Origin of the sequence: Streptomyces sp. F001 (genome assembly GCF_004187715.1) — a bacterium.
Lineage (GTDB): Bacteria > Actinomycetota > Actinomycetes > Streptomycetales > Streptomycetaceae > Streptomyces > Streptomyces flavusporus.
On sequence record NZ_QZWF01000001.1, the window covers coordinates 1,136,369 to 1,153,308 of the forward strand.

The window sequence follows — 16,940 nt, forward strand, 5'->3', positions numbered from 1 at the left end:
CACCGGATGACCCGTTCCTCGGGCGTGTAGCCGAGGGCTGCGGTGATCGCTGCTGTGACGACTATCAGGCCGACGACAAGGAGCCGGTGAATCCGGCGGGGCGTTGTTCGTGCGGACGGCAGGGTTCGAGGCACGCCTTCAGTCAAGGCAGCGTGGTGTTGCCGGCACGTATGTGGTTCTCGATATGTCGATGATATGCGCCGGCTCGTAGCATCGAGACCATGCGTGTGTTGATCGTCGAGGACGAGCCCTACCTGGCAGAAGCCATCCGCGATGGCCTACGCCTGGAAGCGATCGCAGCCGACCTCGCAGGTGACGGCGACACCGCTCTGGAACTGCTGAGCATCAACGCCTACGACATCGCCGTCCTCGACCGCGACGTCCCCGGACCGTCCGGTGACGAGATCGCCAAACGCATCGTCGCGTCCGGCAGCGGCATGCCGATCCTGATGCTCACTGCTGCCGACCGTCTCGACGACAAGGCCTCCGGGTTCGGACTCGGCGCCGACGACTACCTCACGAAGCCGTTCGAGCTGCAAGAACTCGCGCTCAGGCTCAGAGCACTCGACCGCAGGCGCGCGCACAACAGGCCGCCCGTGCGGGAGATCGCAGGTCTGCGGCTGGATCCGTTCCGCCGCGAGGTCCACCGCAACGGCCGCTACGTCGCGCTCACCCGGAAACAGTTCGCCGTGCTCGAAGTCCTCGTCGCTGCCGAAGGCGGTGTCGTCAGCGCCGAAGAGCTGCTGGAGCGGGCGTGGGACGAGAACGCCGACCCATTCACCAACGCCGTGCGCATCACCGTCTCGGCACTGCGCAAACGCCTCGGCGAACCCTGGATCATCGCCACCGTGCCAGGCGTCGGCTACCGCATCGACACGCAACCAGAGGCCGGACACGAGGGAGGAGACCGTGGATAGGGCGTCTGGGCTGAGCGTTCGCCTCAAACTCACCCTCAGCTACGCCGGCTTCCTCATGCTTGCCGGTCTCCTGCTGCTCGCGGCGGTGTGGGTGTTCCTCCTGCGTTACGTCCCCGAGCGTGCAACGCTCATCAACCACGATGACAACCCCACGAATGGTGTTTTTCCCGTCCGGTCCAGTCTCCTGGACGTTTTCGCTCCGAGGGCAGCCGCAGTGCTGGCGTTCCTGCTGGTGTTCGGCCTCGTGGGAGGGTGGATCCTCGCCGGCCGGATGCTCGCCCCGCTGACCCGGATCACCAACGCCACACGCACCGTCGCGAACGGATCACTCTCCCACCGGATCCGGCTACCGGGCCGCAAAGACGAGTTCCGTGAACTCGCCGACGCCTTCGACGGCATGCTCGAGCGGCTCGAAGCACACATCGCCGAACAGCAGAGATTCGCAGCCAACGCCTCGCACGAGTTGCGCACCCCCCTGGCGGTCTCGAAGGCACTTCTCGACGTGGCCCGCACCGATCCGACACACGACGCCGGCGAAGTCATCGACCGCCTCCACGCCGTCAACACCCGAGCGATCGACCTCACTGAAGCACTGCTCCTGCTCAGCCGCGCCGGCCGGCGGTCCTTCACCCGAGAACACGTCGACCTGTCCCTCCTGGCGGAAGAAGCCACCGAAACACTCCTCCCCCTCGCCGAGAAGCGTGGCGTCACCATCGAAACCTCCGGCGACATCACCCCCACCATCGGCTCACCCGCGCTCCTGCTGCAGCTGACCACGAACCTCGTGCACAACGCGATCGTCCACAACCTGTCTGAACAGGGCACCGTGTGGGTGAATACCAGCGTCCGCCCCAAGGCTGTGGTGCTCACTGTCGAAAACACCGGCGAGAAGCTCACCCCACAGCTGGTCTCGACACTCACCGAACCATTCCAGCGGGGCACCGCGCGCATACACACCGACCACGCAGGCGTCGGCCTCGGCCTGGCCATCGTCAAAACCATCACCCAGGCACACGACGGAACGCTCACCCTCACCCCGCGCTCCGTCGGCGGGATCCGCATCACTGTGGAACTACCCGCGATATCCCCGCACACCGACAGGTGACGAATATCGAATTCATTCGAACGTCTCCGGCATCCAATGAACCCAGACATTCCAGGGCCTCGCGGCGGACCATGACCAATCTCGGCGTCAACCACGGTTCGATTGATCCCCGAGGCCGAGGTAGCGGTGCACCGAGGCCGGCGTACCGCGCGGCTCAGCGCCCCGGTACCGGGGCCGATCGAGGTCCGTCTGACGACGCTGTGGCCGTAGCGCGCCACCAGCAGCGCGACGCCAGCGCGGCCAGCCCGGCGCCAGCGGTGTTGAGCAGTACGTCGTCCACGGAGGACACCCGGTCCAGCCGCAGGACGTACTGCGCGGTCTCGACCAGGACCGAGCAGCCCGCCGCGAGCGCCAGGATCCGCGGTACCGACGCCAGCGCCGCGAACCGCAGCGGGGCGAGGAATCCCAGCACCGCGAACACCAGCAGGTTGCCGACGACCTGACCCGTGTCCATCGCCAGCAGGTCTCGCAGCGGTACCAGGCTCACGACGGCGCCGGCCTCGTCGCCCGGCAGCATGATGATCCAGACCCACGGCATCGTCCCGTAGACGATGCCGACCTCGGCCAGCGACATCCGCCACGCCGACGTGACGCCGGCGGCCCTCCGACGGCGTGCCAGTGCCCACCCCGCCAGCGCGGCCAACGGCAGTGCGGCCACCGTGATGAGTGCCACGCCATTGAACGTACCGAAGAAGACGTGCCACCCCGGCCTGCGCAGCGGCATGGACAGCATCCTCAGCACCATGCCGAACGGGCCGAACGCAGCGGTCGCTGCACCGAGGATCGCCAGACTGACGATCACGATCCTGCGCGTACGACGGGCTGGGGCTGACAGTGATGTGCTGTGGTCCATGCCCGCATTGAAGGCGGAGGACTGTATCGCGGGCGTATGCGTTTTTCGATGCGCCCGTGATACGACGCGGTCTTCCGCCCGCCGGAGAGAGGGAGTGGGGGCCCACCCCGGCTCCGGGCGGCCCGGTGCAGTTCGGTCAGGTGCAGTTGCAGATCACGGCGGTTGGCGCGTCGGGCTCGGGCCCCTCCACCGCCAGGTTCACGCCGAACAGCAGACGGACGCCCGCATGCGAAAGTCCCGCCCCTCGCGCGCGGAGCGGGACTTCGCAGGAACGGAGTGGATCAGCCGATCTCGGTGCCGGTCGCCGACAGGGCCTCCGTCACCGGCTGGAAGAAGGTCTCCCCGCCGGAGGTGCAGTCGCCGCTGCCGCCGGAGGTGAGGCCGACCGCGTTGCTGCCGGAGAACAGCGAGCCGCCGCTGTCACCGGGCTCGGCGCAGACGTCGGTCTGGATGAGGCCGTTGACGATGTCGCCGTTGCCGTAGTTCACGGTGGCGTCCAGGCCGGTGACCGTGCCGGAGTGCACCTGCGTGGTCGAGCCGCTGCGGGTGACCTCCATGCCGACCGTGGCCTCGGCCGCGCCCGAGATCGCCTGCGTGGAACCGTCGTAGAGGTTGACCTCGCTCGGGTGGTCGACCTCGGCGGTGTACTTGACGAGGCCGTAGTCGTCGCCCGGGAAGCTGGAGGCCTCGTTCTCGCCGATGACGTTGCCGGACGAGTCCGACCAGGTGGAGATCCCCTCGGTGCAGTGGCCCGCGGTGAGGAAGAACGGTTCCCCGCCCTTGACCACGTTGAAGCCGAGCGAGCAGCGCCCGCCGTCGCCGGTGATGGCGTCGCCGCCGGCGATGAAGGGCTTGAACTCTCCCTTGGTGCGCTGCAGTTCGGCCGTGCCGCCGAGCTCCTCGACGACCGCGGTCAGCTTCTTCCACTCGGCCGCGGAGACCGTGCGGTCGGCGGTCACGACGACCTTGTTGGTGGTCGGGTCGGTCACCCAGGAGGTGCCGGGGATGGTCGCGTCCTGCTTCAGGGTCGTACGGGCGCCCTTCAGTTCGGCGAGGGAGTTCTCGACGATTCTGGCCTTGGCGCCGGCCTGCTCGACCGTCTGTGCCGCGGCCTCGTCGAGCACGTTCACCACGAGGCTCTTGGCCTTCGCGTCGTAGTACGTTCCCGCCGCGTCCGCGCCGAGGTCACGGTCGAGCGTCGAGGCGAGCTTTCCGGCCGCCAGGGCCGACAGCGTCTTGAGCGCGGGCGCCTCCGGGGTCTCACTGGCGTTCGCACTCTGCAAGGTGACTCCCGCGGCGACCAGTGCGGCGATGCCCGCACCTGCCACGGCGGCCCGCCGCCTGGGTATGCGTCGGTGCTTCAACTCACGTCCTCCTGTGGGGGGTTGGTCCGGGAGGCTGTGGGGGCCTCACGGACCAGAAGGTGTGTGGACTGGGCGCCCACTATTCCGACACCCACAGGGAGCACACAAGGTCGACTTCAGGACGCGCGTACGACAACTGGCGTGCGCCCCATACGCCTTGCGCAACTTGAACGTCCACGGTCGCGCCAGCGCGATTCGCAGTGCAAACACTACGCGCGAGTAACCGGTATGCGTTGAGTGAGGTCTAGTCCTGTCCGAAACTCGGCCCTTCGGGGACTGGGGCAAGGGCGAGCCCCCGCACGCGAGTTGCGTGCGGGGGCTCGCTTGCTGCCGGCTACAGATCAGGTCATACAGGTACCGATGACCGACCGAACGTCAGTAGACGCTGACGCCGTAGGCGCTCAGGGCCTCCGTGACGGGCTGGAAGAAGGTCGTGCCGCCGGAGCTGCAGTTGCCGCTGCCGCCGGACGTCAGACCGTACGCGACACCGTTGCTGCCGTAGAGCGGGCCGCCGGAGTCGCCGGGCTCCGCGCAGACGGTGGTCTGGATCATGCCGTAGACGATGTCACCACCGCCGTAGTTGACGGTCGCGTTGAGCGCGGTGACACGGCCGGTGTGCGTGCCGGTGGTGGAGCCGGTGCGGATGACGTTGGTGCCCACGCTCGGGGTGGCGGCGCTGGTGATGTCCACGCTGCCCGCGGTGCCGGGCTTGGTGATGGACGTGTTGGTGTACCGGACGATCCCGTAGTCGTTGGTCGGGAAGCTCGAGCCGGAGGTGGGGCCGAGGACCGTGGTACGGGCGGAGTTGGAGTACCAGGTGCCCGCGCCGTCGGTGCAGTGACCGGCGGTCAGGAAGTACGAGGTTCCGCTGCCGCTGCGGACGTTGAAGCCGAGGGAGCAGCGCCAGCTACTCGCATAGATGGCGTCGCCGCCCTTGATGAGCTTGTTGAACTTGCCGGGGGTGCGCTTGATCGTCAGGGCGTCGGCGTTGGCGCCGGCCGCCTTCTTGATCTTCGCGATCTCGGCCGCGGAGACCGTGCTGTCGACGGTGAGCAGCACGCGGTTGGTCTTGCTGTCGACGGCCCAGGCGGTGCCCGGGACGTCGGCCTTGAGCACCGAGTTGCCGGCGCTCTTGAGCTCGGTGGCGCTGAACGTGGCGGTGTCGGACGCGTTCGCGCTGGGGATCGCGATCGCGGCGGCGGCCACGAGTCCGGTGGAAACGGCGATCAGCCGGGTCCGTCTCGCTATGCCGCTGCGGGGGGTGGTGCGCTTGATCCTCACTTTTCGTTCCTCCACATGGGAAGTAGGGGGCCCGCGTGGGGTCGGGGCCCGTGAGGCGCAGCCAGCGGCCGCGTGCCCGGATTCCGAACACGCCGTGCCCCTGACAAGCGCTGAGGGGGAGTATTCGGGGGCACGGCCGACGGGCGCAAGAGCGCCTTTCGGCCGTCAATCTTTGAACGAGTTACGGGAATTGGCCACCGCTGCCCCACCGGCGAAGCACAGCAGCCCTTCAGCAGCCGTCGCAGGGACAGCAGCAGTCGCAGCCGCCGCAGTCGCAGTCACGGCAGCAGCCCTCGCGCTTCTTGCGGGACCACGGGCCCTCGTACTCTTCGGCGCAGCACAGCTTGCAGGTGCAGCACAGCAGCCAGAACATCCCGCAGCCGGCCCAGAACCCACGCCGCCCCTTCGGCGGCTGAGCGGCCGGCCCACCGCCGAACCCGCCGAAGTCACCACCGCCACCACCGCCGGGCGCTCCCCCGCCGCCCGTATAAGGGGTCCCGCCCGCGTACGGGTTCCCGCCGGCGTACGGATTCTGCGGTGCGCCGTACGGCCCCTGCTGTGGCGGCTGACCATAGGGCCCGGGCTGGTGGGACGCGCAGGCGGGCACCGTGCCGAACGCCCGGTCCACCGAGCGCCGCAGCTCGTGCACGAGCAGCAGGTGCGCCAGCCGGCCGTCCACGAACTCCACCTCCCGCAGCGCCAGCCGCACTCCGTGCACGGCGTCGTCCGCGAGCCGCCTCGCCTCGGCGAGCGAGGTCCCCGTGGCCGTCAGCGGGTTCCAGGCACCCGACGCGGCGTCAGTCTCCTGGTCCTCCACGGCGTCCAGCAGATGCGCCAGTCGGCCGAAGAGCCGGCCGGCCTCGGCGAGCGGTTCGGCGTTGCCCGGCCGGCCCGCCAGGATCGCGGTGTGCACGAAGGCCGCGGCCGTGGCGGTCTCGGTCGGCTCGGTGACGGTCAGGATCGACGTCCCGGGCCCGGCGAGCGCCTCGATGCCGACCTGCCGGTCCACGGCGTCGACCAGCACCGCCGTATCGAACCCGACCACCGCTGCACCACGAGCCCCCGCACGCCCCCACCCGTCGGCGACCCGGCGCGCGGCGAGCGCCACCGGCCGGCGGCCCAGCAGCCCGTCCCCGTCGGCGACATGGTCGCGCACCTTGGCCGACGCGAGCACCAGCGAGACGGCGGCCGCGAGCCGGGCCCCCTCACCCTGGGCGACGGACGCGGTCCGCATCCCGCGCAGCGGACACGGCCCCGCGGTACGCCGCCACCCGTCGGCGTCGGCCTGCGTGGCCTGAGCCTCCGTCAATACGGAGATGAGAAGCCCGTCGTAGTTCGTCACCACCCGGGCGAACTGTCCATGGTCACTGCGCAGCGCGAGACACAGTCCGCACAGATGCGCCATCCACTGCGTCTTGAGCCGTTCCCCGAGCCGGTGACTGCACGGCCTGACGATTCCGAACACGACGATCCCCCGTGATGCGTGCGACATTGAGCAGCCGCATCGTATCGACCGATTTTCACATCGGATCGACCGCCTTGGTTCACCCGTCCGCCTCGTCCCTCACCCGTACGCCATGAAGAATCATATTTCACTCACAGTCAGCAGCTGGGCCTGGCAGGACCCTTGGGGCACCCGGGCTCTCGACGGATTCGCTGTGCACCAGTACCGTCACAAACCCCCCGCGCGGCGTCTATCCACTTGGCGCACCGTCCGCATCATGGATGACCATAGGGATGCGGAAAGCGAGAAAGCCCGCTGTGAGAGGAGGCGTCCATGGGATCGGTGCGCAAGGCGAGTGCGTGGCTCGGCCTCGTCGACGACAACGATGACGAGCGTTACTACGACGACGACGAGTACTCCGAGGGGACCGAGTCCGGGGACGCCTGGGTCACGGACCCCCGGGTGAAGGTGGCCACGGACACGGCCGAGGAGAAGGGCCGCCGGATCGGCACGGTCACCCCGGACAGCTTCCGGGATGCCCGCGCCATCGGCGAGCTGTTCCGGGACGGCGTCCCGGTGATCATGAACCTGACGGCCATGGAGCCCGCCGACGCCAAGCGCGTGGTGGACTTCGCGGCCGGCCTGATCTTCGGGCTGCGCGGTTCGATCGACCGCGTGTCCAACCGTGTGTTCCTGCTGAGCCCCGCCGACACGGAGATCATCAGCGGGGAGCCCGCCGCCCACCGGGCGGACGGCTTCTTCAACCAGAGCTGAGGCAAGGCCGCTCACCGGCCTGCCCTTTCCGGTGCGACGGATCACCGGAAGGCATCGACTCCGGTGAGCGCCTTGCCCAGCACGAGTTGGTGCATCTCGACGGTGCCCTCGTAGGTGAGCACCGATTCCAGGTTGGTCGCATGCCGCATCACCGGGTACTCCAGTGAGATCCCGTTGGCCCCGAGGATCGTCCGGGCCGTACGGCAGATGTCGATGGCCTCTCGTACGTTGTTGAGCTTGCCGAAGCTGACCTGTTCGGGTCGCAGCCGGCCGGCGTCCATCCGCCGCCCCAGGTGATGGGCGAGCAGAATCCCCTTGTGCAGTTCGACCGCCATGTCGGCGAGTTTGGCCTGGGTGAGCTGGAACCCGCCGATGGGCCGCCCGAACTGCTCCCGCGTCTTCGCGTAGTCGACGGCGGTCTCGAAGCAGGTCCGCGCCGCGCCCATGGCACCCCAGACGATGCCGTACCGGGCATGGGAGAGACAGCTGAGCGGACCGCGCAGTCCGGTCACGTCCGGCAGCACGGCATCCGCGGGCAGCCGCACGTCGTCGAGAATCAGCTCGCTGGTGACGCTGGCCCGCAGCGACCACTTGTGCCGGATCTCGGGCGCGGAGAACCCGGGGGCGTCGGTGGGTACGACGAACCCGCGGATGCCCTCCTCGGTCTGCGCCCACACGACCGCGACCCCGGCGACGGACCCGTTGGTGATCCACATCTTGCGCCCGCCCAGGACCCAGTCGCCGCCGTCCCGCTTGGCATACGTCCGCATCGAGGCGGGGTCGGACCCGTGATCGGGTTCGGTGAGCCCGAAGCAGCCGATCATGTCACCGGCGGCCATGCCGGGCAGCCACCGCTGCTTCTGCTCCTCGGAGCCGAACCGGTGGATGGCGTACATGGCGAGCGACCCCTGCACCGACACCAGGGACCGGATCCCGGAGTCGGCGGCCTCGAGCTCCAGACAGGCGAGCCCGTACTGCACCGCACTGGCCCCGGCGCACCCGTACCCGCTGAGCGACATCCCGAGCGCCCCAATACCCCCGAGCTCCTTGGCCAGCTCCCGGATCCCCGGCAGCTCGCCCGCCTCGAACCACTCGGCGATGTGCGGCAGCACCCGGTCCGCGGCCCAGCTGCGCACGGTGTCCCGGACGGCCAGGTCCTCGGGCTCCAGCAAGTCGTCGATCCCGAGCGGATCGAACGGATCGAAGGCGGGCAACTTCTCGGGCTTCTCAGACTTCGCGGACTTCTCGAACTTCGGGGACTTCGAGGACACCGACACCCTCCGGGCAGCTCAAACTAGCACCGCTAGTCACGGACTCGGGGTGACGTTACGACCCGAGGGCCTGCGGAGCAACCACCCGCAGGCCGCAGGCGCCGCTCAACCCCCGCGGGCGACGTCCACCGGGGGTGCGTGGGTGGGAGACCCGACGCCGGCACGAGGCGACGGCACCTCCACAGCGACCGTCTCGTACTGCATAGCCCGCGGCAACCGCAACGCCATCACCGCCCCGAGCAGCAACAGCCCCGCACTCACCAGCAGCGTCACATGCAGCCCATGCACAAAACAGTCCCGAGCCGCCTCCCGCAGGGCATCCCCCGCCGGCCCCCCGAGCCGCCCGCGCGACGTCATACGCCTCCCCCAGCGAATGCCCCGCCGCAGCCGAGGCCGACGCCGGAACCCCCGGCACGGACGTCAGCCCAGGCGTGTACGCCGCATTCATCACGCTCCCGAGAAGCGCAATCCCGATTCCCGCCCCCAGCTGGTACGACGTCTCCCCGATCGCCGCCGCGCCCCCCGCCTGCTCCGGCGGAGCCTCGCTCAGCATGGACTCGTACGCCCCGAACAGCGTGGTCTCCAGCCCGAACCCGAGCAGCACGAACCCGGCCAGCAGCAGCCCGGGGTTGTCCTGCCGCCCCATCGCGGTCAGCAGCACCACGGCGAAGGCCGTGAGACAGAACCCGGAGGACACCATCCGCCGCGGCCCGAACCGCCGCAGCATCCGCGCCCCGAACAGCCCCGCAGCCATCGCCGCGAACGTCAGCGGCACCAACCGCAGCCCCGTCTCCAGCGGCGACAGGTCCAGCACCAGCTGCAGATACTGCGCCGCGATCAGCTCCAGCCCCACCAGCGCGAGCATCGCCAGCACAATGCACCCGACCGAGGTGCTGAACGCCGGACGGGCGAACATCCGCAGGTCGACCAGCGGATGCTTGCGCCGCCGCTGCCGCCGTACGAACAGGACGACCAGCGCGACCCCCACCACGAGCGGCACCACGGTGAACGCGCTGTCCACCGGCTCACCGCCACCGAGCCGCTTGACCCCCAGCACCACCCCGAACAACCCGGCCGCCGCCATCAGCGCACCGGCCACGTCCCAGGGCCCGTCCCCCGCTCCCGTCGACTCGGGCAGCAGAAGTCGCCCCACCGGCAGACTGACCAGCATCAACGGGATGTTGACAAGGAACACCGACCCCCACCAGAAGTGCTCGAGGAGGAAGCCGCCGAGAAGGGGCCCGACCGCCGCGCCGACCGCGGCCACCGCACTCCAGACGCCGATCGCGAGCGCCCGCTCGCGCCGGTCGGGGAAGACCTGCCGCAGGATCGACAGCGTCGCGGGCATGATCATCGCACCGCCGACGCCGAGCAGCGCCCGCGCCGCGATCAGGACCTGCGCGGTGTCGGCGACGGCCGCCATGGCGGAGGCGACGCCGAACAGGGCGTAGCCGAGGAGCAGGATCCGTCTGCGGCCCACCCGGTCGCCGAGCGTGCCGAAGAGGATCAGCAGCGAGGCGCAGACGAGCGGGTAGGTGTCGACGATCCAGAGCAGTTCTATCGCGCTGGGCTTGAGGTCCTCGGTGACAGCGGGCACCGCCACGTGCAGCACGGTCGCGTCGACCGCGACCAGCAGCAGGCTGGTGCAGAGGACCACGAGGACGACCCAGCGGTTGGCACCGGCCCCGGCCGCCCGACGGCGCAGCCCGACGGCAGCCGTGGTCGTCCCGGACATGTACGTACCTCCCAGATGTTCCCTCGCTTCGGCGGGCTCACGGGAGTGGGGACTCTCCCGTGACTCGGCCGGAGAGGAGCGGTGGTCTCCGGCCCGCGCAACGATCGGCGAGTGACACGTCAGCGTACGCGAGTCCGTACCGTGATCTAGTGGCGGACCTCTCATACATATGGCGGAACAGTGTGGCGTACGCCACTACCGTCGCCCGCTGTCGCCCCCCGTCACGCCGCCGCCGGCCGTGCGGCCCCGCGCGCCGTCGATAATCGAGCCCGTGACCGATCTTGAAACGCCTGTGGCACGCCGCGGCTCCGCGGCCCTGCGCCGGGCGGCCCCGGCCCTTCTCGGCTACGCGGCCGTCCGTGCACTGGGACTGCTCGCGCTGGCCGGATGGAGCGCGGCGCGGGACAAGAGCGCGTACACGCTGCTGACCGCCCGCTGGGACGCGCTCTGGTACACCCGGGTCGCCGAACTGGGCTACGGCTACGAGGTGCGTCTGCCGAACGGCGACGTGCACTCCAACCTGGCCTTCTTCCCCCTCCTCCCCTGGCTGGAGCGGCTGCTGCACGCGGTGACCCCGCTGTCGTACGCCGACGCCGGCTTCGTCGTCAGCCTGCTCGCCTCGCTCGCGGCGGCGTGGGGGATCTTCGCGGTTGCGGACCACGTGTACGGCCGTCGGGCTGGGGTCTGTGCGGTGCTGTTGTGGGCGGTGCTGCCGGTCGGGATCGTGCAGTCGATGGCGTACAGCGAGTCGCTGTTCACGGCGCTGGCCGCCTGGTCGCTGTACGCGGTCCTGACCGGTCGCTGGCTCACGGCGGGCTCGCTGGCCCTGCTGGCGGGACTGACCCGGCCGGTGGGACTCGCCGTGGTCGCGGCGGTGTGGGCGGCCGGGATCGCCTCGTTCGTACGAGCACGAGACCGGGACCTTGCTCCATCCGTGCGGTACCGCAGCGCGGCGCCCGTTCCCGGCGCACATGCCCTGTCGCGCGCCGCCTCCCCCTCCGACGGCGCGGGCATCGAGGGCGCGTCGGCCGGGCGGCGCGCCCTCGGCATGCTCCTCGCGCCGCTCGGCGCCGCCGGGTACGTCCTGTGGGTCGGCCACCACACCGGCAAGGGTCCGCTCGGCTATCTCGACGTCCAGGCGGGCTGGCGCAACGGCTTCGACGGCGGGTACGCCTTCGCCCGCTTCGTCGCCGAAAAGTTCACGTCGTTTCCGTCGGCCCCGGCCGGCCTGGGGCTGGTCGTCGGGGTCGGGCTGGTGGTCTGGCTGTACGTCGTCTGCGTCCGACAGCGCCAGCCGCTTCCGCTGCTGGTGTATGCGGGGGTGGTCACCGCGCTCGCCCTGTGCGCGTCGAGCTACTTCGGCTCGAAACCGCGCCTGTTGCTGCCGGCGTTCCCGCTGCTGCTGCCCCTCGCGCTTGCCCTGGCCAGACTGCGCACCACCGCCGCCGCGCTGGTCGTGGGCGGGGTCGCGGCGGCGTCGGCGGTCTACGGGGCCTTCTGGCTGAACGGCTCCGGTCCGCCCTGACCTGCTTCGATCGCCGGTTTTTATTGCCGGGTTATTGCCAGGTTATCGACCGGAAAAGTTCCCCCCAGGGCTCGGTGAACGGTTTCATAAGCAGCCGAAACACTAGACCATGGGCCGGTCAAAGAAATTGAAGAGAAGGCCCCCGAGGGATTGCAGAATCCCCGGAAATAAACCCCTTCCTGAGAGAAATCCCACATCACATCGTCATTACAAACCCGGTGATTGGGCGAGGAACTGAGCTCACTCGCTGTAACGTCGATTGTGTGCGTACCGAACCAACGCTGACCCGGCTCGACCGGATCTTCGCCCGACTGGACCGTGAACCCGTGCGGCCGGTCCTCGACGTGCCGCGAATGACCCGGCACCGGGTGGTGCTTTTCGGCGCGACTCTCACCTTCTACCTGACGATCGTCCTCGCCGTGGTGACCACCTCGTGGCTGGTCCGGTTCGACTGGCAGGCGATGCTGTTCCGGCCCTACCAGCAGTGGTCCGGGATCCACGCCTTCCTGGACTACTGGGTGGTCCTCGGGCAGCGCGGCCCCACGGCCGTCATGGTCGCCGCCTGGCTGGGCTGGCGCTGCTGGCGGCAGCACACACTGCGGCCGCTGCTGGCGTTCGGCGCGGCACTGCTGTTGCTGAACGTGACCGTGGGTGCGGTGAAGTACGGCCTGGGCCGCTCGGGCCCGCACTACGCGACCGAGGTCGGCTCCAACGAGATGTGGCACTGGTTCCAGGCCGGGAGCGACATATTTCCCTCGGGACACACCGCGAACGCCGTCGTGACCTGGGGCATCCTCGCCTATCTCGCCACCTCGCCACGCGCCCGGCGCTGGCTGTCCGCGCTGTCGGCGGTGCTGTCCCTCAGTGTCGGCCTCACCACCGTCTACCTGGGTACGCACTGGCTGAGCGATGTGCTGCTGGGCTGGGCCGCGGGTCTGCTCATCCTGCTGGCGCTGCCGTGGTTCGAGCCGCTGATCGCCCACGCCGAGGCCCGGCTCCTGGACCTGCGCGGCCGCCGGCTCGCCGGTGCGCGGCGTACGGCTCCGCAGGCCGCGCCCGTCCCGGCCGAGGTTCCCGCGGTGCTCACCCCGCGCCCGGTCGCCGAGGAGGAGGCGGCACCGGTGCGCGAGACCCTCTCCCCGTCGGCGGCGGCCCGCACCACCCGGGCGCCGGTCTATCTGGCCCCGGGCCCGCACAGCACCCGCGCGGAGCGCACCCCGGTCACTCCGGCGGGCAGCCGCCGGCCCCCGCACCCCGACCGTCTCCCGCGCGGCCCGGCCTCGACGGCCCGCCCGGTCACGGGCGGCTGACCGGCCGGGCGGTACGCACGGCGAAGGCCCCGGTTCCTCCTCGAGGGAACCGGGGCCTTCGTCATGCACCGTCGGCCGTCAGCCCTTCCAGGAGCGCGCCACCACGCCGTCCTTGACCTCGAAGTTCAGTCGGCCCACGCGGTACTCCATCGTGATGATCGCCCCCGGCGGCAGCGAGCGCACCGTCGACCAGCCGCGCTCGCGCGCGAGCCGCTCGGCCGCGGCCTCTTCGAGGCCGATGTACGCCTCGGGACTGTCGTCGGGTTCCGCGGGAGGTGTGGGAATGGGTGCCATGCCGCCACGCTAGGCGCTGCACGGCGGCCGGGGAAGTCGGCCAGGGAAGTGGAGCCCGTGCACCGTGGGTCACTGATCCCCCTGCGGTCACACTTCTGTCACAAGATCACGACACGCGTTTCGGGGGAACTCCATCACCCGGACGGACGGATCCGTACGCCTTGCGGCGGTATCCGAACACAATTCCCGTGTGTCTCCACAACTCCTCGAATTGCCCGGCGGAGAGTTTCTGAAGAAACGTCCCCGGATCCCATTCCATTCCAGTTTCGGGCGGACCCGCGGGGAGTCGGCACAACACAGGAAATACCCGGTTCCGACACAGACTCCCCGTACGCCCCCTGTCGCGGTACCCGGCCGCGCGAGCATCATGGCGTGGGCTCGCGGGTACGCGTGGCGCGGGCTCGGCGGGCCCGGGCGCGACGAGCGAAGGGGCGAGCGAGGCATGGGGACGGAGACCGTACCGGCTGCGACAGGACCCGTACGGACCAGGGCGCGCGGCGAGGTGATCGTCGACTGGCTGACCACCACCGACCACAAGAAGATCGGCCACCTCTACCTGATCACGTCGTTCGCGTTCTTCCTGATCGGCGGGGCGATGGCGCTGGTGATGCGCGCCGAGCTGGGCCGTCCGGGGCTGCAGATCGTGAGCAACAACGAGTTCAACCAGTTGTTCACGATGCACGGCACGATCATGCTGCTGCTGTTCGCGACGCCCAGCTTCGCCGGATTCGCCAACGAGCTGATGCCGTTGCAGATCGGCGCCCCCGACGTCGCCTTCCCACGGCTGAACATGCTGTCGTACTGGCTGTTCCTGTTCGGCGGGCTGATCGTGCTCGGCTCGCTGCTGGTGCCCGACGGGCCCGCCAACTTCGGCTGGTTCGCCTACGCGCCGCTGAACAGCATGGAACGCTCGCCCGGCATCGGGCCCGATCTGTGGATCATGGGGCTGGCGCTGGCCGGCTTCGGCACGATCCTCGGCGCGGTCAACTTCATCACCACCATCATCGCCATGCGCGCCCCCGGCATGACGATGTTCCGGATGCCGATCTTCACCTGGAACACGCTGTTCACGTCGATCCTGATCCTGATGGCGTTCCCGGTGCTGGCGGCCGCGCTGCTGTGTCTCGAGGCGGACCGGCGGTTCGGCTCGCACATCTTCGACGCGGCCAACGGCGGTGCGCTGCTGTGGCAGCACCTGTTCTGGTTCTTCGGGCATCCCGAGGTGTACATCATCGCGCTGCCGTTCTTCGGCATCGTCACGGAGATCATCCCGGTCTTCAGCCGCAAGCCGATCTTCGGCTACACGGCGCTGATCGGCGCGACGATGGCGATCACCGGTCTGTCCGTGGTCGTGTGGGCGCACCACATGTTCGCCACCGGGGCGGTGCTGCTGCCGTTCTTCTCCTTCATGAGCTTCCTCATCGCCGTGCCGACGGGCGTGAAGTTCTTCAACTGGACCGGGACGATGCTCAAGGGCTCGCTGTCCTTCGAGACGCCGATGCTGTGGTCGGTCGGTTTCCTGGTGACGTTCCTGTTCGGCGGTCTGACCGGGGTGATCCTGGCGTCGCCGCCGATGGACTTCCACGTCACGGACTCGTACTTCGTGGTGGCGCACTTCCACTACGTCGTGTTCGGCACCGTCGTCTTCGCGATCTTCGCCGGGTTCTTCTTCTGGTGGCCCAAGTTCACCGGGAAGATGCTCGACGAGCGGCTCGGCAAGATCCAGTTCTGGACGCTGTTCATCGGCTTCCACACCACGTTCCTGGTGCAGCACTGGCTGGGTGCGGAGGGCATGCCGCGCCGCTACTCCGACTACCTCGCCGCGGACGGCTTCACCGCCCTGAACACCGTGTCGACGATCGGCGCCTTCCTGCTCGGCCTGTCGACGCTGCCGTTCCTCTACAACGTCTGGAAGACCACCAGGTACGGCAGGAAGGTCGACGTGGACGACCCCTGGGGCTACGGCCGCTCCCTGGAGTGGGCGACCTCCTGCCCACCGCCGCGCCACAACTTCACGACGCTGCCGAAGATCCGCTCCGACTCCCCGGCGTTCGACCTGCACCATCCCCAGTACGCCGGGCTCCAGCAGCACCCCGTTCAAGAGCCCGGCTCAGGCGGTCCCGTGCCGTCCTGATCGCCTCCGTCAGCCCGTCCGGTTCCAGCACCTCGAACTCGAATCCCATCAGCATCACATGAATGACCATCACCTCGAGGCTCGCGGCCCCGGTGCGCAGGATGCAGGCGTCGTCGCCGTCGGCCTGAAGCGTCCCGGCGGACGGCGAGATGTGCTCGGCGGCCTCCTCGACGGGTACCAGCAGCCGGATTGCGGCGTGCGTGACGTACGCGCGCGTGGAGACGCCTTTGGAGACGTACGCGGCCAGGTCCTCGGCGGGCGGGTGCGCGGGGCGAATCGCGGGCCGTGCGGGGGCTTGGGGGTGATGCGGTCGACGCGGAAGGTGCGCCAGTCGTCCCGGTCGAGGTCCCAGGCGACCAGGTACCAGCGGCGCTCGGTGCACACCAGGCGGTGCGGTTCGACACTGCGGCGGGTGGCGGCACCCTCGTGGTCCAGGTACTCGAAACGCAGCCGCTCCGCATCCCGGCACAGGCCCGCCAGCTCCGTCAGCACGGCCGGGTCGACGGCGGCCGGCTGCGGGCCCCTCAGCATCGGCACGGTGAAGGCGTTCAGGGCGCCCACGCGGCGGCGCAGCCGGTTCGGCAGGACCTGCTCCAGCTTGGCGAGGGCCCGTACGGAGGTCTCGCCGATGCCCTCGATGCCCTGTCCGGCGGCCGTGCGCAGCCCGACGGCGACCGCGACGGCCTCGTCGTCGTCCAGCAGCAGGGGCGGCAGCTCGGCACCCGCGCCCAGTGTGTAGCCGCCGCCGGTGCCGGGGCTGGCGTTGACCGGATAGCCGAGCTCGCGCAGCCGGTCGACGTCCCGGCGCACGGTGCGCGGGGTGACGCCGAGGCGGTCGGCCAGTTCGGCGCCGGACCATTCGCGGTGGGCCTGGAGCAGCGAGAGCAGGCGCAGGAGGCGGGCGGAGGTTTCCAGCATGGGTCGAGTCTGTCA

12 protein-coding genes and 3 pseudogenes are annotated in these 16,940 nt (G+C 69.6%); 6 read left to right on the forward strand and 9 right to left on the reverse strand.

Annotated features, from left to right (window positions below; all coding sequences use genetic code 11):
- The first annotated feature begins 221 nt into the window (after positions 1-221).
- Together StrepF001_RS05245 and StrepF001_RS05250 are read left to right on the forward strand one after the other, a co-directional pair.
- Entirely contained in the window at positions 222-917 is a 696-nt protein-coding gene (locus StrepF001_RS05245) for a response regulator transcription factor (RefSeq protein ID WP_129797075.1), read from the forward strand.
- Positions 910-2,022, forward strand: a complete 1,113-nt coding sequence (locus tag StrepF001_RS05250; RefSeq protein WP_206306770.1) for a HAMP domain-containing sensor histidine kinase — start codon at positions 910-912, stop codon at positions 2,020-2,022. The genes StrepF001_RS05245 and StrepF001_RS05250 overlap by 8 nt, the downstream gene beginning before the upstream one ends.
- 154 nt (positions 2,023-2,176) lie before the next feature.
- Here the strand turns inward: StrepF001_RS05250 and StrepF001_RS05255 are convergent, their stop codons facing one another.
- The 4 genes from StrepF001_RS05255 to StrepF001_RS05270 all read right to left on the reverse strand — a co-directional run bounded on the left by StrepF001_RS05255 (position 2,177) and on the right by StrepF001_RS05270 (position 6,985).
- On the reverse strand, positions 2,177-2,875 hold the full coding sequence (locus StrepF001_RS05255; protein ID WP_129797076.1) for a VanZ family protein: 699 nt from the start codon (positions 2,873-2,875) through the stop codon (positions 2,177-2,179).
- Between the two features lie 281 nt (positions 2,876-3,156).
- Positions 3,157-4,239 carry a S1 family peptidase gene (locus StrepF001_RS05260; RefSeq protein WP_129797077.1) on the reverse strand — a complete coding sequence of 361 codons (1,083 nt, stop codon included), beginning with the start codon at positions 4,237-4,239 and terminating at the stop codon, positions 3,157-3,159.
- A 375-nt stretch (positions 4,240-4,614) separates the two neighbouring features.
- The gene (locus StrepF001_RS05265) at positions 4,615-5,520 is read right to left on the reverse strand and encodes a S1 family peptidase (protein WP_129797078.1); all 906 of its coding nucleotides are present in this window, start codon (positions 5,518-5,520) and stop codon (positions 4,615-4,617) included.
- A gap of 229 nt (positions 5,521-5,749) precedes the next feature.
- On the reverse strand, positions 5,750-6,985 hold the full coding sequence (locus tag StrepF001_RS05270; protein ID WP_206306771.1) for a DUF5685 family protein: 1,236 nt from the start codon (positions 6,983-6,985) through the stop codon (positions 5,750-5,752).
- Between the two features lie 312 nt (positions 6,986-7,297).
- Between StrepF001_RS05270 and StrepF001_RS05275 the strand changes: the two genes are divergently transcribed.
- The gene (locus StrepF001_RS05275) at positions 7,298-7,738 is read left to right on the forward strand and encodes a cell division protein SepF (protein ID WP_129797079.1); all 441 of its coding nucleotides are present in this window, start codon (positions 7,298-7,300) and stop codon (positions 7,736-7,738) included.
- 41 nt (positions 7,739-7,779) lie between these two features.
- On the opposite strand, the gene StrepF001_RS05280 is transcribed toward StrepF001_RS05275, so the two are convergent.
- On the reverse strand, positions 7,780-9,009 hold the full coding sequence (locus StrepF001_RS05280) for an acyl-CoA dehydrogenase family protein (RefSeq protein ID WP_129797080.1): 1,230 nt from the start codon (positions 9,007-9,009) through the stop codon (positions 7,780-7,782).
- A 105-nt stretch (positions 9,010-9,114) separates the two neighbouring features.
- Positions 9,115-10,744, reverse strand: a pseudogene (locus StrepF001_RS05285) (MFS transporter).
- 271 nt (positions 10,745-11,015) lie between these two features.
- Between StrepF001_RS05285 and StrepF001_RS05290 the strand changes: the two are divergent.
- The gene (locus StrepF001_RS05290; RefSeq protein ID WP_240797286.1) at positions 11,016-12,269 is read left to right on the forward strand and encodes a glycosyltransferase family 39 protein; all 1,254 of its coding nucleotides are present in this window, start codon (positions 11,016-11,018) and stop codon (positions 12,267-12,269) included.
- 263 nt (positions 12,270-12,532) lie between these two features.
- On the forward strand, positions 12,533-13,579 hold the full coding sequence (locus tag StrepF001_RS05295) for a phosphatase PAP2 family protein (RefSeq protein WP_129797082.1): 1,047 nt from the start codon (positions 12,533-12,535) through the stop codon (positions 13,577-13,579).
- A 78-nt stretch (positions 13,580-13,657) separates the two neighbouring features.
- Here StrepF001_RS05295 and StrepF001_RS05300 read toward each other — a convergent pair whose 3' ends face one another.
- On the reverse strand, positions 13,658-13,873 hold the full coding sequence (locus StrepF001_RS05300) for an I78 family peptidase inhibitor (protein ID WP_129797083.1): 216 nt from the start codon (positions 13,871-13,873) through the stop codon (positions 13,658-13,660).
- A 442-nt stretch (positions 13,874-14,315) separates the two neighbouring features.
- Between StrepF001_RS05300 and ctaD the strand changes: the two genes are divergently transcribed.
- Positions 14,316-16,007 carry a cytochrome c oxidase subunit I gene (gene ctaD, locus StrepF001_RS05305; RefSeq protein ID WP_240797287.1) on the forward strand — a complete coding sequence of 564 codons (1,692 nt, stop codon included), beginning with the start codon at positions 14,316-14,318 and terminating at the stop codon, positions 16,005-16,007.
- Positions 16,008-16,059: 52 nt separating this feature from the next.
- Here ctaD and StrepF001_RS47280 read toward each other — a convergent pair.
- Together StrepF001_RS47280 and StrepF001_RS47285 are read right to left on the reverse strand one after the other, a co-directional pair.
- Positions 16,060-16,389: pseudogene (locus tag StrepF001_RS47280) on the reverse strand (hypothetical protein); the annotation flags it as partial.
- Positions 16,302-16,925, reverse strand: a pseudogene (locus StrepF001_RS47285) (YafY family protein); the annotation flags it as partial. The pseudogenes StrepF001_RS47285 and StrepF001_RS47280, both read right to left, overlap by 88 nt.
- Positions 16,926-16,940: the final 15 nt, after the last annotated feature.

Coding starts and splice junctions, on each gene's coding strand:
- StrepF001_RS05245 (WP_129797075.1), top strand. CDS start 222: ATGCGTGTGTTGATCGTCGAGGACGAGCCCTACCTGGCAGAAGCCATC.
- StrepF001_RS05300 (WP_129797083.1), bottom strand. CDS start 13,873: ATGGCACCCATTCCCACACCTCCCGCGGAACCCGACGACAGTCCCGAG.
- StrepF001_RS05255 (WP_129797076.1), bottom strand. CDS start 2,875: ATGGACCACAGCACATCACTGTCAGCCCCAGCCCGTCGTACGCGCAGG.
- StrepF001_RS05275 (WP_129797079.1), top strand. CDS start 7,298: ATGGGATCGGTGCGCAAGGCGAGTGCGTGGCTCGGCCTCGTCGACGAC.
- ctaD (WP_240797287.1), top strand. CDS start 14,316: ATGGGGACGGAGACCGTACCGGCTGCGACAGGACCCGTACGGACCAGG.